15 protein-coding genes are annotated in these 17,552 nt (G+C 71.0%); all 15 read right to left on the bottom strand.

What is annotated here, in order from left to right:
- Window positions 1-70: 70 nt before the first annotated feature.
- Complete coding sequence (locus ACO0M4_RS09195; protein ID WP_430369266.1) at window positions 71-1,453, bottom strand: aspartate aminotransferase family protein; 1,383 nt, start codon at window positions 1,451-1,453, stop codon at window positions 71-73.
- Between the two features lie 94 nt (window positions 1,454-1,547).
- Entirely contained in the window at window positions 1,548-2,573 is a 1,026-nt protein-coding gene (hpnH, locus tag ACO0M4_RS09190; RefSeq protein WP_430369264.1) for an adenosyl-hopene transferase HpnH, read from the bottom strand.
- Window positions 2,574-2,578: 5 nt separating this feature from the next.
- Window positions 2,579-3,235, bottom strand: a complete 657-nt coding sequence (locus tag ACO0M4_RS09185) for a 1-hydroxy-2-methyl-2-butenyl 4-diphosphate reductase (protein WP_430369263.1) — start codon at window positions 3,233-3,235, stop codon at window positions 2,579-2,581.
- Window positions 3,235-5,274 carry a squalene--hopene cyclase gene (gene shc / locus ACO0M4_RS09180; RefSeq protein ID WP_430369262.1) on the bottom strand — a complete coding sequence of 680 codons (2,040 nt, stop codon included), beginning with the start codon at window positions 5,272-5,274 and terminating at the stop codon, window positions 3,235-3,237. The genes ACO0M4_RS09185 and shc overlap by 1 nt, the downstream gene beginning before the upstream one ends.
- Window positions 5,275-5,380: 106 nt before the next feature.
- Window positions 5,381-6,490, bottom strand: a complete 1,110-nt coding sequence (locus ACO0M4_RS09175) for a polyprenyl synthetase family protein (protein WP_430371315.1) — start codon at window positions 6,488-6,490, stop codon at window positions 5,381-5,383.
- Between the two features lie 2 nt (window positions 6,491-6,492).
- Window positions 6,493-7,962, bottom strand: a complete 1,470-nt coding sequence (hpnE, locus tag ACO0M4_RS09170) for a hydroxysqualene dehydroxylase HpnE (RefSeq protein WP_430369261.1) — start codon at window positions 7,960-7,962, stop codon at window positions 6,493-6,495.
- A 100-nt stretch (window positions 7,963-8,062) separates the two neighbouring features.
- Window positions 8,063-8,989, bottom strand: a complete 927-nt coding sequence (hpnD, locus tag ACO0M4_RS09165; protein ID WP_430371313.1) for a presqualene diphosphate synthase HpnD — start codon at window positions 8,987-8,989, stop codon at window positions 8,063-8,065.
- A gap of 26 nt (window positions 8,990-9,015) precedes the next feature.
- Entirely contained in the window at window positions 9,016-9,882 is an 867-nt protein-coding gene (hpnC, locus tag ACO0M4_RS09160) for a squalene synthase HpnC (RefSeq protein ID WP_430369260.1), read from the bottom strand.
- Between the two features lie 446 nt (window positions 9,883-10,328).
- Complete coding sequence (locus ACO0M4_RS09155; RefSeq protein WP_430371312.1) at window positions 10,329-11,120, bottom strand: ABC transporter ATP-binding protein; 792 nt, start codon at window positions 11,118-11,120, stop codon at window positions 10,329-10,331.
- Window positions 11,121-11,124: 4 nt separating this feature from the next.
- Window positions 11,125-12,054: an ABC transporter permease gene (locus ACO0M4_RS09150; protein ID WP_430369258.1), complete on the bottom strand. Its 930-nt coding sequence runs from the start codon at window positions 12,052-12,054 to the stop codon at window positions 11,125-11,127.
- Window positions 12,055-12,130: 76 nt separating this feature from the next.
- Window positions 12,131-13,033: a glycosyltransferase family 2 protein gene (locus tag ACO0M4_RS09145; RefSeq protein WP_430371311.1), complete on the bottom strand. Its 903-nt coding sequence runs from the start codon at window positions 13,031-13,033 to the stop codon at window positions 12,131-12,133.
- 14 nt (window positions 13,034-13,047) lie between these two features.
- Window positions 13,048-13,827, bottom strand: a complete 780-nt coding sequence (locus ACO0M4_RS09140; RefSeq protein WP_430369257.1) for a CDP-alcohol phosphatidyltransferase family protein — start codon at window positions 13,825-13,827, stop codon at window positions 13,048-13,050.
- Window positions 13,805-14,866 (bottom strand): iron-containing alcohol dehydrogenase family protein, encoded by a 1,062-nt coding sequence (locus tag ACO0M4_RS09135; protein ID WP_430369255.1) that lies wholly within the window; start codon window positions 14,864-14,866, stop codon window positions 13,805-13,807. The genes ACO0M4_RS09140 and ACO0M4_RS09135 overlap by 23 nt, the downstream gene beginning before the upstream one ends.
- A complete protein-coding gene (locus tag ACO0M4_RS09130; RefSeq protein ID WP_430369253.1) occupies window positions 14,854-15,597 on the bottom strand; it encodes a sugar phosphate nucleotidyltransferase in 744 nt (247 codons plus the stop codon). The genes ACO0M4_RS09135 and ACO0M4_RS09130 overlap by 13 nt, the downstream gene beginning before the upstream one ends.
- Window positions 15,594-17,414: a DUF5941 domain-containing protein gene (locus tag ACO0M4_RS09125; protein ID WP_430371310.1), complete on the bottom strand. Its 1,821-nt coding sequence runs from the start codon at window positions 17,412-17,414 to the stop codon at window positions 15,594-15,596. The genes ACO0M4_RS09130 and ACO0M4_RS09125 overlap by 4 nt, the downstream gene beginning before the upstream one ends.
- Window positions 17,415-17,552: the final 138 nt, after the last annotated feature.

The raw sequence follows: 17,552 nt of genomic DNA, 5'->3' as shown, positions 1-17,552 counted from the left end.
TCACGGCTCGGTGACCCACCCGACATGCCCTGGTTCCGTGCGGGCGAGCCCGGCAGCTCCCCCCGTGCCGTCAGCGGTTGGCGACCGCCTGTTTGACCAGCGTCCGCCCGAAGTCCCACATCAGGCCGCCGCCGCTGTGGGCGTCGTCCATGACGGCGGTGAACGCCTCGACGAACCGTTCCACTTCCCGTTCGCCGATGATCAACGGCGGAATCAGCTTGATGACCTCCAGGTGGTCGCCGGAGACCTGGGTCAGGATGCGGTGGCGCTGGAGCAGCGGCACCACGACCATCTGCGCGAACAACCCCTTGCGGGCGGCCTGCAACATCGCCCAACGGCTGCGCAGGCCAAGTGACTTGGGTCGGCTGAACTCGATGCCGATCATCAGGCCCCGGCCGCGCACCTCGTGCAGCAGCTCGTACCTGTCGGTCAGCGCGGCCAGCCGGGTGCGCAGCAGATCGCCGGTGTGCCGGGCGTTCGCGACGATCTCCTCGTCCTCCATCACCGCGAGCACCGCCAGCCCGGCCGCCATCGCCTGGGCGTTGGCCCCGAAGCTGGCGGAGTGCACCAGCACCCGGTCCATGGACGAGTAGACCTTCTTGAAGATCCAGTCCTTGCCCAGGGTGGCGCCGACCGGGATGTAGCCGCCGGAGAGCGCCTTGGCGACGCACACCAGGTCCGGTTCCACGCCCTCCTCGTGCTGGTAGGCGAAGAAGTCGCCGGTCCGGCCGAGGCCGGTCTGCACCTCGTCGGCGATCAGCAGGGCCTTGTGACGGTGCAGCAACTCCTGTGCGGCGCACAGGAATCCGGGCGGGGCGGCGGTGACGCCCTTGCCCTGGATGGGTTCGACGACGAAGCCCGCCACGTCGCCGCGCCGCAGCTCCCGCTCCAACGCGGCCAGGTCGCCCAACTCGACGGCGGTGTCCGGCAGGAGCGGGGCGAAGCCGTCGCGGAAACCGTCCTCGCCGTTGACGGAGAGCGAGCCGGTGGTCAGACCGTGGAAGGCGTGGGTGCAGTAGAGGATGCGCGGCCGGCCGGTGGCGTAGCGGGCGAACTTCAGCGCGGTCTCGACGGCCTCGGTGCCGCTGTTGCCGAAGAAGACCCGGTCCAGGTGGGGCGCGTGGCCCAGCAGCTTCTCGGCGAGCAGTCCGGGCAGCGGCTGGCAGTCGAAACGGGTCAGGTCGGCGAGCTGGGCGTCGAGCACGTCGTGCAGGGCCTGGCGGACGACCGGATGGTGCCGGCCCAGGCCCATCACGCCGAAACCGGCGAGCATGTCGAGGTAGTCCTGGCCGTCGGCGTCGTAGAAGTAGGCGCCCTCGGCCCGTTCGTAGACCTTGTCGAAGCCGATGGTGTGCAGCATCCGCGGCAGTTGGTGGTTGAGGTGGCGACCGTGCAGTGCGTAGCGCTCGGCGCCGCGTTCGGCGAGCAGCTTGGTCAGGTCGAATCCGGTCACGAGGTGTTCTCCTTACGGGCGGCGGGCCGCGCCGCCCCGAGCCGGACCGGCGGCACCGGACCGCTCCGGTGCCGCCGGCTCTCCGCACGTCGTGTCAGCCGCGGTTCCCGGCGACGGTCTCCCTGGCGGCCCGGAGGGACTCCTTCAGGGAGCCCATGGTGGCCAGGACGGCGGTGGGCTCGTAGCCGCAGTGCGCCATGCAGTTGGCGCACCGGGGGTCCTTGCCCCGGCCGTACTTCTCCCAGTCGGTCTCCTCGATCAGCTCCCGGTACGTCGGGACGTAGCCGTCGCTCATCAGGTAGCAGGGGCGTTGCCAGCCGAACAGCGAGTAGTTGGGGATCGCCCAGGCCGTGCACGGGAAGTCGGCCTTGCCCTCCAGGAAGTCCAGGAAGAGCGGACTGTGGTTGAGCCGCCAGCGCTGCCGGTTGCCGCCGGCGAACGCCTTCCGGAACAGCTCCCGGGTCTGCTCCACGCCCAGGAAGTGCTCCTGGTCGGGGGCCTTCTCGTAGGCGTAGGCGGGCGACAGCATCATCTCGTCGACCTGCAGGTCGTCGTTGAGGAAGTTGAGGACCTCGATGATGGTCTGCGGGGTGTCGGTGTTGAAGAAGGTGGAATTGGTGGTGACCCGGAAGCCGCGCCGCTTGGCCTCCTTGATGGCCGCCACCGCCTCGTCGAATACCCCTTCCTTCGCCACGGATTCGTCGTGCCGCTCCCGCATCCCGTCGATGTGCACTGCGAAGGCGAAATACGGCGAGGGCTTGAACTTGTCCATCTTCTTGCGCAGCAGCATCGCGTTGGTGCACAGGAAGACGTACTTCCGGCGGGCCACCAGTTGCCGGACGATTTCGTCCATCTGAGGGTGCATCAAAGGCTCACCGCCGGCGATGGAAACCATCGGGGCGCCGGATTCCAGCACCGCCCCCACCGCCTGGGCCACCGGCATCCGCTGCTTGAGGACTCCGGCCGGATGCTGGATCTTCCCGCATCCCTCGCACTTGAGGTTGCAGGCGAAGAGCGGTTCCAGTTCGACAATCAGCGGGAATTTCTCCCGCTTGCGCAGCACTTTCTGTTCAAACAGATAGGTCCCGACCCGGATGGACTGACGGAGCGGCATTGCCATCTGGCTCACCTCCTGGGGAGCAGCAAAGAACGGTGCCATTCAAAGAAAACAGGAAAGACCGAGCGCAGCACACGGAAGGCAGATATTCCACCGCGTACCGTCCCGATGCGCACGAGTTCGTGTTCCGGAGCATCCACGACCACCCGGACGGCCGCAACCGCGCGGCTGCCGCAGCGCACCGCGGTCCGGAGCGTCGCGGCGGACTCCATGTCCACCGCGAGCGCGCCCTCGGCGTGCAGTGCGGCCCGCTCCGCACCCCGGACGACGTGGTCCGAGCCGCGCAGCAGTCCGGTGTGCACCCGCAGGCCGCGCTCCCGCAGGGACCGCACCAAGGGGCCGTTGTCGCGGCAGGGCACATCGGGGAAGCCGGGCCGGTGGTCCCGGGTGGCCTCGGCGACGATCACGTCCCCGGGTCGCATCCCCGGGACCAGCCCGGCGCAGAAACCGCTGGCCACCACGGGCGAACCCGCGGTGGCCGCCCCCTCACCCAGTGCGGCGGCCAGGGCCCGCTCCGCCGCCTGGGGCCCCATGCCGGTGCGGAGGGTGACCACGGGCGAACCCGCTGCCCCGTGGTCACCGCCCCGCAGCGCGAACCGTTCGATGCCGAGCGCACAGGCGACCAGCAGCGGCGGTTCCACGTCCGGCGGGAGCCGCCTCGGCATCAGTCCCCCACCGGCGCCCCGGCGGTCCCGCCGGTGGCCGGTCCGCCGTGGACGTAGCGGCCGAGGGCGGTCAGCGGGAAGACCTGGCGGTAGAGGTGGTAGTTGATGGAGAAGTCCCCCGGGAAGCCGGTGCCGGTGAAGTACGGCTCGTCCCAGGAGCCGTCCGGCAATTGGGTCTCCACCAGCCACCGCACCCCGCGGCGGACCGCCTCGCCGTCCCGCTCACCGGCCGCGAGCAGCGCCATCAGCGCCCAGGCGGTCTGCGAGGCGGTGGAGGCACCGCGTCCGGCCCACCCTTCGTGGTCCTGGTAGGAGCGCTGGTCCTCGCCCCAGCCACCGTCGTCGTTCTGCACCCGCTCCAGCCAGCCGACGGCTCGTCGGACGGCGGGGTGCGAGGTGGGGATCCCGGCGGCGGTGAGCGCGGGCAGCACCGAGCCGGTGCCGTAGACGTAGTTGGTGCCCCAGCGTCCGAACCAGGCGCCGCTGGGCTCCTGTTCGGCCAGCAGCCAGGCGAGGCCGCGGCGGGTGCGCGGGTCGTGGACCCGGCCGACCTCGGCGAGCATCTCGACGACGTGCGCGGTGACGTCGGCCGACGGCGGGTCGATGACCTCGCCGAAGTCGCAGAACGGCAGCCGGTTGGGGAACGGGCTGGTGTTGTCGGCGTCGAACGCGCCCCAGGCCCCGTTCTTCGACTGCATCCCGAGGTTCCAGCGCACCGCGCGGTCGAGCGCGGCCTCGACCCGCTGCGGGTCGGGGTGCCGGACCCGGCGCAGCGCCAGGACCACCTCGGCGGTGTCGTCGATGTCCGGATAGTTGTCGTTGTGGAACTCGAACGCCCAGCCACCGGAGGGGAGTTGGGGGCGGCGCACGGACCAGTCGCCGGGGCGGTCGATCTGCTCGCCGAGCATCCACTCGGCGGCCTGCACCAGCTGCGGGTGATCGGCGGGCACCCCGGCGTCGGCCAGGGCGATGGTGGCCAGGCAGGTGTCCCACACTGGCGACTGGCACGCCTCGATCATGCGGGCACCGTCCTCGCGCCAGACCGCGAACCGGTCCAGGGATTCCAGTCCGGCCCGCAGCACGGGGTGGTCGAGGTCGTAGCCGAGCAGGTGCAGGGCGATGATGGAGTAGACGGCGGGGGGCTGGATGCCGCCCCAGCAGCCGTCGTTCTCCTGCCGCTCGATGATCCAGCGGCCGGCCGAACGCATCGCGGCGGCACGCAGCCGACGCAACGCGACCTTGTGGTAGAGGTGCAGCGCCTTGTCCAGGCGTTGGAAGACGCCGTCCCAGCTCGCGGCGGGGGCGATCGGCCGCGGCGGGTTGGGGTTGCGGGGGTCGGTGTGCAGCTCGTCGAGGGCGAACGGCGCCGGGCGGACCGGGCGTTTGGCCGAGACGACGGTCAGCGGGACGATGGTCTGCCGGGCCCAACAGCCGAAGGCGTAGATGCTGAGCGGGAACCGCTTCGGGAAGTAGAGGAGTTCCGGGGGCAGTTCGGGCAGGTCGTCCCACTTCCACCAGCCGAAGAGGGCGAGCCAGATCCGGGTGAAGACGCGGGAGGCGGCGATGCCGCCGTGTTCGCGGACCCAGGCCGACGCGGTGGCCATGTGCGGGGCGTCCGGCGCGTCGCCGGCCAGCCGCAGCGCCACGTACGCCTCGATGGTGGTGGAGAGTTCGCCGGGCCCGCCGTAGAAGGTGGCCCAGGTGCCGTCCGGCTGCTGCTCACCGCGGATGTAGCGGGCGGCGGCCTCGGTGAGCTCGGGGTCCTGGATGCCTAGGAACTGACGGAGCAGCAGATCCTCGGCGTCCATCGTGACGTTGGTTTCGAGGTCGCCCTTCCACCAGCCGGCGGGGTCCTGGACGGAGAGCAGGTAGTCGGTGGCGCGGGCGGTCGCTTCCCGCGCGGCGTCCGCCGTGACCTGGAGCACGGCGGTGGGCGGTCTGCCAGCCGGGCCGGCAGGTGCGGTCTCGTCGGCGGCATCGGTGGCCGAGGAGCCCCGCGGCGGGAGCGCCCCGGTGCTGCCGTCGGTCGTCGCTGTCATGGCTTCCCCTTCTGCAGTGAACTGTCAATGCGTGCTCAGGGATTCCGTCGGCCGGCGCCCGGACGGCACCGGCCGGCGACTGCGATCTAGTTCGTGTTGATGGTCATCATCTCTCTCGTACGACGACGAAGTCCGCGAGCGCGATGAGCTGCGCGCGGATGCGTTCGGGCATGTCGATCTCGTCCAGGGCGGCGATGGCGGTGGCGTGCTGGCGGCGGGCCTCCTGGGAGGTCCACTCGCGGCCGCCGGCCTCTTCGATCAACGCCGCGCGGGAGGCGAATTCTTCCTCGGTGAAGTCGGCGATCTCGGTCTCGCTCTTCTTTGCGTCGGCGGCCAGGATCTGAGCGAGCCGCTCGGAGGCGGAGCCGCCGGCCGCGAGCGCGGCGACGACCGGCAGCGACTTCTTGCGCTGGCGCAGGTCGCTCCAGGTCTGCTTGCCGGTGGCCTCCGGGTCGCCCCAGATGCCGAGCACGTCGTCGACGGCCTGGAAGGCGAGACCGAGGTGGTAGCCGTACTTCTCCAGGATGTCCGCGGTGCGGTCGTCGGCGCCGCCGAGGACCGCACCGATGGAGACCGCACAGGCGAGCAGGGCGCCGGTCTTGTTGCCCTCCATCTCCAGGCACTCCTCGACGGTGACCCGCTCGCGGTGCTCGTAGGAGATGTCCTGGGCCTGACCGTCGATCAGTTTGCGGGTGGCCAGGGTCAGTCGGCGGGTGGCGCGGCCCGCGTCGACTGTGCCGAGCTCTAGCAGTATTTCGTTGGCCAGCGCGAACAGCGCGTCGCCGACCAGGATGGCCTGCGCGGGTCCGTGCACCTTCCAGACCGTGTCGCGGTGCCGGCGCTGCTCGTCACCGTCCATCAGGTCGTCGTGCAACAGCGAGAAGTTGTGCACCAACTCGACGGCGACCGCGCCGGGCACCCCGACCTCGGGGTCGGCGCCCGCGACCTCGGCGGACAGCAGGGCGAGCGCGGGGCGCACCGCCTTGCCGCTGTCACCGGCGCTGGGGTTGCCGGCCGCGTCGATCCACCCGAAGTGGTAGGCGGCGACGGTGTCCATGGGAGGGGCGAGCCTGGCCACGGCGGCACGCAGCACGGGAGTGGCGAGTGTCCGCCCGCGCTCCAGCAGCGCGGTGACGCTCGCGGTGTCGATAGCCGGGGAAGCCACGGTTTCTCCTCTGTTTCCGATGCTTGTGCTCGTGCGAGCGCCCGTACTCATGGTCATGCCGCCTCCTGAGGCAACCGGCCCTGGGGGACGCCGAGTTCGGTGAGTGCCTCACGGGCGGCGGCGGTGCCGCTGCGGACAGCGCTCTCCATGGTCGCGGGCCACCCGGTGGCGGTCCACGCACCGGCCAGGAACAGGCCGGGAACTTGGGTGCGGGCAGCCGGGCGGAGCCGGCCGACGCCCGGTGCGGGCGCGAAGGTCGCGGTGCGCTCGCGGGTGACGAAGAAGTCGAGGATCCGGGCGCCCCGGGCGGCCGGGAGCAACCGTTCCAGCTCGGGGAGGTAGCGGGCACGGAGTTCGGCGACCGGACGGTCGATCTCCTCCTGTGCGGCGGACTGCGAGAGGGCCAGGTACTGGCTGCGTGTGTTGCCGGTGGTACGGGCCAGTCCGGAGGCGTCGGTGCGGTCGAAGACCCACTGGACCGGCGAGCTGACCGCGGCGAAGAACGGGCGGCGCACCACCTTGCGGTCATAGACGACGTGGACGTTGAGGATCGGTGCGGTGCCGATGTCCAACAGCCGGTCCCTGGCGGGCAACGCGCCGTCGGGCAGCAGGGCGTGCGCCTCGCGCTGCGGTACGGCGAGGACGACGGTGTCCGCGGTGAGCGTCTCCCGACCGTGCGGGCCGTTCTCCACTGCGACCCGCCAGCCGGAGTCGTCGCGGGTGACCGCGGCGACCCGGGTGCGCAGCGCGGTCCGGACGCCGGCCTTGTGCAGCGCGGCGGCGGCCTGGGTGTCGTGCAGGTCGCCGAGCGGTACCCGGGCCCAGCCGATGTCGGCGGCACCGGGAGCGGAGAGCAGGCCGGTCTTGAAGACCTTGGCGGCCAGCCCCAGCGAGGCGTCGCCGGCCGTGGCGTTGAGGGTGGCGATACCGACCAGGTCCCACAGCGCTTCGACGGCGCGCGGGCTCTGCCCGTGGCGGCGCAGCCAGCTGCCGAAGTCGGTGGCGTCCAGCGCGGGGTCGGCCAGGTCCAGGCGCCCCAGGGCCAGGGTGGCGCGGATCACGCCGGCGCGTTCGGCGGGAGAGAGGTGCGGATAGAGCGCGAGGCTCTTGGCCAGGTGGAGCGGGACCGGCAGGCCGGTGCGGCGCAGCCGGCCGAGCCGCGGCCGGCCCCCGGCCTTCCCCGCATCGAGCACCGGGACGTCCATCCGGTCCTGGAGGGGCGCCAGGTGGCCCGCGCCGAGCCGCTCCAGGTGGCTGCCGTAGGCGGTGCAGCAGCGCAGGTACACGTGCTGGCCGTTGTCGACGGTCAGCGGGCCGGCGGCGGAGTCGCGGCGGAACGAGAAGACCAGACCGCCGAGCCGCGGCCGGCTCTCGACCAGCGTGACCCGTAGGCCGGCGTCGGCCAGGGCCAGCGCCGCGGTGGTACCCGCGAGTCCGCCCCCTACGACCACCGCGGCCGCCCCTTCGGGACGGCCGGAAGGACGGGCGGAGTCGCGCCCGGGCAGCGTGGCTCCCACTGTCATGTGCTCTTCCCCCTTACGCCTGTCATGGACGCCTCCGTCCGGCGAAGGGTTGCCCGCCGTACCGACGCCGGACCGTGGTCGGTGTACGCGGTCCGGCACCTCATCCACGCCTCCTGCTCTCGGCCTGCCGGCGGCCGATCGCCCGCGCGTCGAGCCCGGAGAGCCCGCGCACCGCGACGAACGCCTTCTCCCGGCCGGGCAGCGAGACCCGGCCGCGGAGGACCGCCGCCGGGTCGTCGGCGATCCGCGACAGCAGACGGTGGTAGATACCGGCCATCGCCGCCACGCAGGCGCCGCTGCGCCGGTCGAGCATCGGCAGCAGCCGAAAACCCTCGGCGAACAGTGCGCGGGCCCGCCGGACCTCGAACTGCACCAGGCCGGTGAAGTCGGCGCCGGGCGGCGGCACCGGGCTCTGGAACCCTGCCGAACAGCCGAACTTGGCGAGATCCTCGGCCGGGAGGTACGTCCGTCCGTTGCCCGCGTCCTCGCGAACATCCCTGAGGATATTGGTCAGTTGGAGCGCGAGCCCGAGCGTATCGGCGTACTCGGGGGCTCGTTCGGCGTCGAGTGCGCCTGGTACCGTGCCGAACACACCCAGTGAGATCCGGCCGATCGCCCCGGCGACGCAGCGGCAGTAGACCTTCAGCTCGTCCCAGGTCTCGTACGTCTCGCCGCGAACGTCGGCCAGCACCCCGTCGATCAGTTCGTCCAGCGCGCCGAGCGGAATGGGGAAGCGCCGGGCGGCGTCGGCGAGCGCGACGGCCACCGGGTCGGTGTCGTCCTCGGCGATCCGGCCGTCCTTGATACGGGTGAGCAGTGCGCGGGTGTCCTCCAGGCGCCGGCCCTTGGCGTCGGGGGCCAGCGCCCCGTCACCGATGTCGTCGACCCGGCGGGAGAAGGCGTAGAGCGCCGACATGGCCTGTCGCTTCTCGGCCGGCAGCAGCCGGATCCCGTAGGCGAAGTTGCGCGCCTGCTGCCCGGTGACCGTCTCGCAGTAGCGGTACGCAGCGAGCACCGGCGCGGACATCTGTGTGGTTGCCTCCACGGTCCGACTCACCCCTCTCGTCGCAATGTCGCCCCGACCTCGCGCAGCAGGCTGAGCTTGGTCGGCTTGGGCGGTCCAGGGAGTACGTCGTGATCGGCGGCCGCGACCGCCTGGAGCGCGGCGCGCCCGCCGGCGACGAAGCCGGCCAACAGCAGCTTGAGCCGGCCGTGCACGCTCCCCACCAGCGGAGCGCCCTCGTCCAGCAGCTCACCGGCGCGCTCTGCCTCGAAGGCGATCAGCGCGCACACCGAGGGGCCCCCGGTCGGCGCGGCCAGATCGTCCTCGGTGACGCCGAAGTTCTTCATGTCCTCGGCGGGGAGGTAGACCCGGTCCCGGCCTAGGTCCTCGGCGACGTCCTGGATGTGCTCGACGAGCTGGAGGGCGGTGCAGATGGCGTCCGAGAGCCGGATGCGCTCGGGGCTGGAGGTGCCGGTGACGCCGAGGACGAGCCGGCCGACCGGGTTGGCGGACAGCTCGCAGTAGGCGGCGAGGTCACCGTAGGTGGCATAGCGGCTGATCCGCTGGTCCTGGCGGTTGGCCTCGATGAGGCCGAGGAAGGGCTCGGGAGTGAGCGCGCAGCGGCGGACGGTCGGGCCCAGCCGGCGCATCAGCGGGTGCTTGGGGCCGGGGGCGCGGTCGCTGAAGACCCGGTACAGGTCCGCTTCCAGGGCGTCGAGCAGTGCCGGACGGTCGTCGTACTGGACGCGGTCCAGGCCGAGGAGGACGGCGTCGCCACCGCCGGGCGCCAGATCGCCGTCGCCGATGTCGTCGACGAGGCGGGCGAAGCCGTAGAGGGCCATCAGGTCGGCGCGCCAGGCGCGCGGGAGGAAGAACGGCGCGACCGGGAAATTCTCGTGCGCGGCTTGATCGAGCACGGTGCGCGTGTGGTTCCCCCCGCCACTCACCGCCACCCTCCGGAGGAAGGCGCGACGCGCCTGCTCGTCTCCTCGGCTCACCGGGGGCTACCCGGCGTGTTGTGGAGCCGGAGCGAACCAGTAGCCATTGCCGTCACGTCTCCCGTTCTACACCGCCAAGCTAAAACATCCCATTTCGGACACGCCGCACCTCGCGACGCGCTCCGATCGAGCTCCCGTCGCTCGCCCGGGTGAATGCCCGACTTGCACCACTTGTGCTGTTCAGTACCCGTACAGTTTACGCCGTACAGCTAGACCGTGTCCGAGTGGGTACCGCAGCCTCGGACAACGATCCGATCAACGTCGCGCGGAACCCAACTGTTCCCGCACTCCGCGAAGTTGACCTTTCCGTCACGATCGAAGGCCCCCGCGAACCGGATTCGCGGGGGCCTCCTGCGAAGGATGGGCTATTTGCCCGTCTCCTTCTCGTACGCCTTGATGACCTCGTCGGTCGGGCCGTCCATCAGCAGTTCGCCCCGCTCCAGCCACAACACCCGGTCACAGGTGTCCCGGATCGAGTTGTTGTTGTGGCTGACCAGGAAGACCGTACCCGCTTCCTTGCGCAGCTCCCGGATGCGGGCCTCGGAGCGCTTCTGGAAGGCCCGGTCACCGGTCGCCAGCGCCTCGTCGATCAGCAGCACGTCGTGGTCCTTGGCCGCCGCGATGGAGAACCGCAGTCGAGCCGCCATACCGGACGAATAGGTGCGCATCGGCAGCGAGATGAAGTCGCCCTTCTCGTTGATGCCCGAGAAGTCGACGATCTCGTCGTAGCGGGAACGGACCTGCTCGCGGGACATGCCCATCGCCAGGCCGCCCAGGATGACGTTCTTCTCGCCGGTCAGGTCGTTCATCAGGGCCGCGTTCACGCCCAGCAGCGAAGGCTGACCGTGGGTGTAGACCTTGCCGCGCTCGGCGGGCAGCAGACCCGCCACGGCCTTGAGGAGCGTCGACTTGCCGGAGCCGTTCGAACCGATCAGGCCGATCGACTCGCCCCGGTAGGCGGTGAAGGAGACACCCTTGACCGCGTGCACCTCGCGGGCGCCCACCGACGGCCGGCGCCGGATGATGCGGTTGAGCGCCGCGGTCGCACTGCCCTTGCCCGCACCGGTGCCGTACACCCGGTAGACGATGTGCAGGTCGTCTGCGATCACCGTCGGGATCCGCTCCTGCGCCGCCTCCGTCGGCTGGACGCCGTCCATCTGCTCAGCCACGTCCGTACCGCTCCTCAGCCTTCCAGAAGTACACAAAGCCCGCGACGCCCGCCAGTACCGCCCAGCCGAGCGCGAACGCCCACACGTGCGGCGGGAGCTGGCTCGCCTTGAAGCTGTCGATCAGCGCGAACCGGATCAGGTCGATGTAGACCGCGGCGGGGTTGGCGTAGAGCAGCACCTCGACCCAATGCGGGATGTGCTTGCCCTTCATGATCACGCTGATGCTGAACATCACGCCGGACGCGTACATCCACGTCCGCATGATGAAGGGCATCAGCTGCGCCAGGTCCGGCGTCTTGCTGCCGAGCCGGGCCATGATCATCGCCAGTCCGGTGTTGAACACGAACTGCAGCAGCAGCGCGGGGAGCACCAGCAGCCAGGACAGGGTGGGCAGCTGTCCGAAGGCCAGCAGGATCACCACCAGCACGCCCATGGAGAACAGCAGTTGCTGGAGCTGCATGAGGCAGAACGAGATCGGCAGGCACGCCCGCGGGAAGTGCAGCGCACGCACCAGTCCCAGGCTGCCGGAGATCGCCCGCGTACCGGCCATCACCGAGCTCTGGGTGAAGGTGAAGATGAAGACACCGGTCACCAGGAACGGGACGTAGTCAGGGACGCCCCTCTTCGTGCCGATCAGCATGCCGAAGATGAAGTAGTAGACGAGCGCGTTCAGCAGCGGCGTCGCCACCTGCCAGACCTGGCCCAGCTTCGCCTGGCTGAACTGTGCGGTCAGCCTGGCGCTGGAGAAGGCTGCGATGAAGTGCCGCCGGTCCCACAGCTGGCGGACGTATTCCGCAAGGCTGGGGCGGGCACCGCTCTGCGACAGCCCGTACTTCTCAGCCCGCTGGGCCGGCGTGAGTCCTTCGTCGGCGGATGGCGGGGCACTCATGGCGACCGCACTGTCGTGCGTGGTCTCGCTCACAGTTGACACTTTCGTCCTCAAGGTGCGCTGCCGGGGACGCCCCGGTTCGCGCCTGATGCTCTCAGATACGAGCTTGTCAGATGATGGGAGGGCGGCCCAGCCGGCTCAGTCGCCAAACGGTAGCCCACTTCATGGGACGCCTGGGACCGCACGGGGTGGCCCAGCCCTCCTTGAAGCCGCCCAGCCAGGCCCGGAGCCCCGGCAGCGACGGCCGGCGGGCGAGGGTGAGCAGGAACCAGACACCGAGATAGACCGGGACCAGCGGGGCGGGGAGGTTGCGGCGGGCCAGCCAGACCCGGTTGCGGGCCACCATCCGGTGGTAGACCGCGTGCCGGGCCGGGGCCGTGGTGGGGTGGTGCAGGACCATGTCCGCCCGGTAGTCGACCAGCCAGCCGACGTCCAGCGCCCGCCAGGCCAGGTCGGTCTCCTCATGGGCGTAGAAGAACTCGTCGGGCAGGCCGCCGACCTGGGCGAACACCGCCGTGCGGACCGCGTTGGCGCCACCGAGGAAGGTGGTCACCCGCGAGGAGCGCATCGGGTCGGAGGCGCGCAGCCGCGGGACGTGCCGGCGCTGGGTCAGCCCGGTGTCCGGGTCGGCGATCCGGAAGCTGATGATGCCCAGCTCCCGGTCCGCGGCGAACGCTTCGCGGCACAGCTCGGCGGTGTCCGTCCTGGCCAGCAACCCGTCGTCGTCGAGGAAGAGCAGGGCGTCCACGCGGTAGCCGTCGGTGTTGCTGCCGGTGCCGGCGGTCCTGAACGCCTCGATGCCTACGTTGCGGCCGGCCGGGATGCCGACGTTCTCCGGCAGCTCGACCGTCCGCACGACCAGTCCGGGAACGACCAGCTCGGGCAGCGGTGCGCCGTTGCCGACCACCACCACCTCGATCGGGTCGCCGTCCTGCTGGGCGACGGAGCCCAGCAGCGCGCGCAGCTCGTCGGGGCGGTTGCCCATGGTCAGGACAACCGCACCGAGTCGCATTCCGGACGCCGCGGTCACTTCAGCCTGCTGGAGGCCAGGATGGACACGAGGTGCAGCAGGGTCTGGAGGAGCGCGATACCGGCCAGCACCGCGACGCCGAGCCGGGAGAAGAAGAGGTCGCCCCGCACCGCGTCCACGATCGCCAGGACCAGGATCAGCAGGGACGCCTCGATCCCGAGGACCAGCCGGTGGAACTTCAGCGCGGCGGCGGCCTTGCGGGCCAGCGCCAGACCGGACGAGCGCGGCTCGGCAGCCGCCTCCTTGACCGGCGGCAGTCCGCCCTGGTGGCGGGCGACGCCGACGAGGTCGGTCTCGGCCTTGATCAGGATCGCGCCGAGGGCGGCCAGGGTGCCGAGGAAGGCCCAGAGCCAGTCGATCCGCCCGGGACCCCACAGGTCAGCGGCCCGCATGCCGAAGCCGACGAGCACCGCGGCGTCACACAGGTAGGCACCGACCCGGTCCAAATAGACCCCGCCGAGCGAGAACTGCTTCTTCCAGCGCGCGACCTCGCCATCGATGCAGTCGAGCAGCAGGTAGAGCTGGACCATCACCACGCCGAGCACGGCGCCCCAGATCCCCGGCACCAGCAGCGCCGGAGCCGCGAGGACCCCGAAGACGGTCATCAGGTAGGTCAGCTGGTTGGGCGTGACCCGGGTGTTGACCAAGTACCGGTCGCAACGCAGCGAGATTTCCCGCATGTAGAGGCGGCCTGCCCAGTGCTCACCGCTGCGCCGGTCCTTCACGCCCGCGGGGTGAACGACCGGGCGGAGTTCAGCTACTGATGGTTTCGGCATAGTCGGCGTATGCGTCCCTGATCTGATCGGTGGACAGGTCCAGGTGCTCCAGGATCGTGTAGCGGCCCGGACGGGTCTTCGGGGCGAACTCGACGGCCTGCACGAACTCCTCGTCGGTGAAGCCCATTTCGCCCGGGGTGACCGGCAAGCCGTGGCGCTGGAGCACCTCGACCATCAGCGCCGAGGTCTCCCGGTCGCCACGCAGGTGGGTGGCGAAGGCGGCACCGAGGCCGCACTGCTCACCGTGGCTCGCCGCCCTCTTGGGGAAGAGGATGTCGAAGGCGTGGTTGATCTCGTGGCAGGCGCCGGAGGCGGGACGGCTGTCGCCGGCCACCGACATCGAGATGCCCGTGAGGACCAGGCCCTCGGCGAGCACCTGGAGGAAGCTGTCGTCGCTGACGCTCCCGGGGTGGCGCAGCACGGCCTCGCCGGCCTGCCGGGCCATGGCCGCGGCCAGCCCGTCGATGCCCTCACCGGTCTCCCGGTGCGACAGCTCCCAGTCCGCGACCGCGGAGATGTTGGAGATCGCGTCCCCGATGCCGGAGCGGACGAAGCGGACCGGGGCCTCGCGGATGATGTCGAGGTCGATCACCACGGCGATCGGGTTCGGCACGCCGTACGAACCGCGTCCCGCGTCGTTGTCGAGGGTGGCGACCGGCGAGCACAGCCCGTCGTGCGACAGGTTGGTCGCGACCGCCACCAATGGCAGGCCGATGCGTGCCGCGGCGAACTTCGCACAGTCGATGATCTTGCCGCCGCCCAGGCCCACGACCGCGTCGTAGTGGCCCTTCTTCATGGCGTCGGCGAGCTTGATCGCCTCGTCCAGGGTTCCGCCGCCGATCTCGTACCACTCGGCGCCGGGCAGGGCGGGGGCCAGCCGTCGGCGCAGCCGGGCCCCCGAGCCGCCGCTGATCGCGATGGCGAGCTTGCCGGAAGCCGAGATGCGCTGGTCGGCCAGCAGACCCGCCAGGTCGTCCAGGGCGCCGGCGCTGATGTCGACGACGACCGGGGACGGAATGAGGCGGGTCAGTACTGGCATGCGATAACACGGCCCTTCGCGAGGTCGTCGTGGTTGTCGATCTCGACCCACTTGACCTCGCCGATCGGCGCCACATCGACCTTGAAGCCGCGGTTGACCAGCTCCTGGTAGCCGTCCTCGTAGTAGAGGTCGGGGTCCCGCTCGAAGGTGGTCTTCAGGGCGTCGGCCAGCTCGGCGGCGGCCTCGCCCTCGATGAGGGTGACGCCGATGTACTCGCCGGTCGCCTCGGCCGGGTCCATCAGCTTGGTGATCTTCCGGACACCCTTGGCGGGGTCCGCGACGACCTTCATCTCCTCGTCGGCGAGCTGCTTGACGGTGTCCAGCGCGAGGATGATCTTCTGGCCGTTGCCGCGGGCGGCGAGCAGGGTCTGCTCGACGGAGACCGGGTGCACGGTGTCGCCGTTGGCGAGGATCACCGAGTCGTGGGCCGCGAGCACGTCACGGGCGCACCACAGGGAGTAGGCGTTGTTCCACTCCTCGGCCTTGTCGTTGTCGATCAGCGTGATCTTGAGGCCGTACTTCTGCTCCAGGGCCTCCTTGCGCTCGTACACGGCTTCCTTGCGGTAGCCGACGATGATCGCGACCTCGGTCAGGCCGATCTCGGCGAAGTTGCCGAGGGTCAGGTCGAGGATCGTGGTGTCCCCATCGACCGGCACCAGAGCCTTGGGCAGGGTGTCGGTGTAGGGGCGCAGACGCCGTCCGGCGCCGGCGGCCAGCACGAGGCCGATCATGCGGGTTCTCCTTCATCGTGTACGGCGGGTGCACCGTGTTTGTGGGCGGCCACCCAGAAGCGGATGCTCTCGGCGAGCACCAGCAGCGCCAGGACCACAGCGAGTGCCGTGAGCGCGATTGTGAAACCTGTGGCGGGCAGCAGGGCGGCGAGGATGGTGACCACGAGGATCCGTCCTTCGTGCCCACCCGTCGCCCGGACCAGCCACCGCGGTGGGGCCCCGGTGCCACCGCGGATGCGGTAGACCGTGTCGTAGTGATGGTAGGCGACCGCCGCGACCAGCCCGAACGCCGCGGGCAGCGCTCCGTGGGCGTCCGACCGGGCGGCCAGCACCAGGACGGTGAGGTATTCGCCGACCCGGAAGAAGGGCGGGACGAGCCAGTCCAGGGCGCCCTTGAGCGGGCGGGACACTGCCGCGGCGGCCAGCAGCGCCGAGCAGGCCGCGACGCCGACGGTGAGCCAGGAGGCGGGGTCCGGCTGGGAGATCACCCACACCAGGAGCACCGCGGACGAGAGAAACGCCATAACGGGTGCGAGGAAGGAACCGGTCCGGCCCCGACCCCGGCCGCCGCCGGTGAGCAGTTCGACCAGCGGGCCGTAGTCGGCCAGGTCCGCGAGCGCGCGGGCGGCCCGGTCGGTGCGCCGGGCCCGGCGGGCCCGGGAGCGCAGCACCCGGCCGGCCGTGGTGTAGCAGGCGGCCAGCGCACAGCCGACGAGCAGGACGTAGAAGACGATGCGCGGGGTGGTGAGCGCGGTCAGTACGGCGATCATGGCCCAGCGTTCGCCGATGGGCAGCACGATCATCCGGCGCGCCCAGACCGTCCAGCCGACCCGGTCGAGTCGGTCGGACAGTGCCACGGCGGGGCCGGCGTTCCCGGCACCGCCCTCGAAGTCGCTGGCCTCGTTGAAGGCGAAGTCGACGACGTGCCGGCAGGTCTGCAGGATCATCGCGCCGAGCGCCAGCGCCCATACGTCGTCCCCGCCTCGGGCCGCTCCCAGGGCGAGTCCCGCGTAGTACGCGTACTCCTTGGCGCGGTCGAAGGTGGCGTCCAGCCAGGCGCCGAGCGTCGAGTACTGGAGCGAGTAGCGGGCGAGCTGCCCGTCGGTGCAGTCCAGGACGAAGGAGAGCAGGAGCAGCACGCCGGCGGCGATGAAACCGCCGCGGGTGCCGGTCGCCGCGCAGCCCGCCGCGATCAGCGCGGTGAGCAGGGAGGCGGTGGTGACCTGGTTGGGGGTGAGGCCGCGGCGCGCGCACCAGCGGGCGAGGTAGCGGGAGTACGGGCTGATGAAGAAGGTGGTGAAGAAGCCGTCGCGGGACTTCACGGCGGTGCGCAGCCGGACCGCCTCGTCGTCGACGGCGGCGACCGCCTCGCGGGCCTCCTCCCGCTGGGCGGGGGTCAGCGCGATGGTGGCGACCAGACTGCCCGGCTCCACGTGGTGCAGTCCGACGTCGGCCCGGTCGAGCGCCTCGGTGAGGGTGTCGGTGAGCACGTCGGTCAGGTGCGCGGTGCCGGCCCCGACCGGAATGCGGCCGGCCGCCCGGTCCAGTGCGGCGCGGGCCTCGGGCTGCACGGTGAGTGCGCCGGGCACCGCGGCGGCCGGGAAGCGGGGGTCGGTCAGGGCGAGCCGCAGGGCGTGCAGGTGGCCGACGAAACGGGGGTCCACCAGGGCCACCCGTTCCTGGGCCGGGACCTCGGCGAGCAGCTCGGTGGCGCCGGCGGGTTCACTGACCGTACGGACGTCAAAACCCAGTGTGCGCAGGTCGGTTTCGAGCGACGACCCGGCGACCGGCGGACCGGTGAGGATGGCGGTCGGCAGACGAACTCACTCCTTGGATGCTGACGAGCAACGCCGGTCGGTCCGCATTCGACACGAACTACCCGGGCGGCGGGCGTGGCACACCCTGGCCCCGGAGGGCTGGGAGGCACGTCGGCAGAGGCTATCCGATCGCGGGAT

It is taken from the genome of Streptomyces sp. RGM 3693 (assembly GCF_050471125.1).
In the GTDB taxonomy this organism is placed as follows: domain Bacteria; phylum Actinomycetota; class Actinomycetes; order Streptomycetales; family Streptomycetaceae; genus Streptomyces.
The sequence above is the reverse complement of the archived record's forward strand: the minus strand, read 5'-3'. Positions and strand labels throughout refer to the sequence as shown.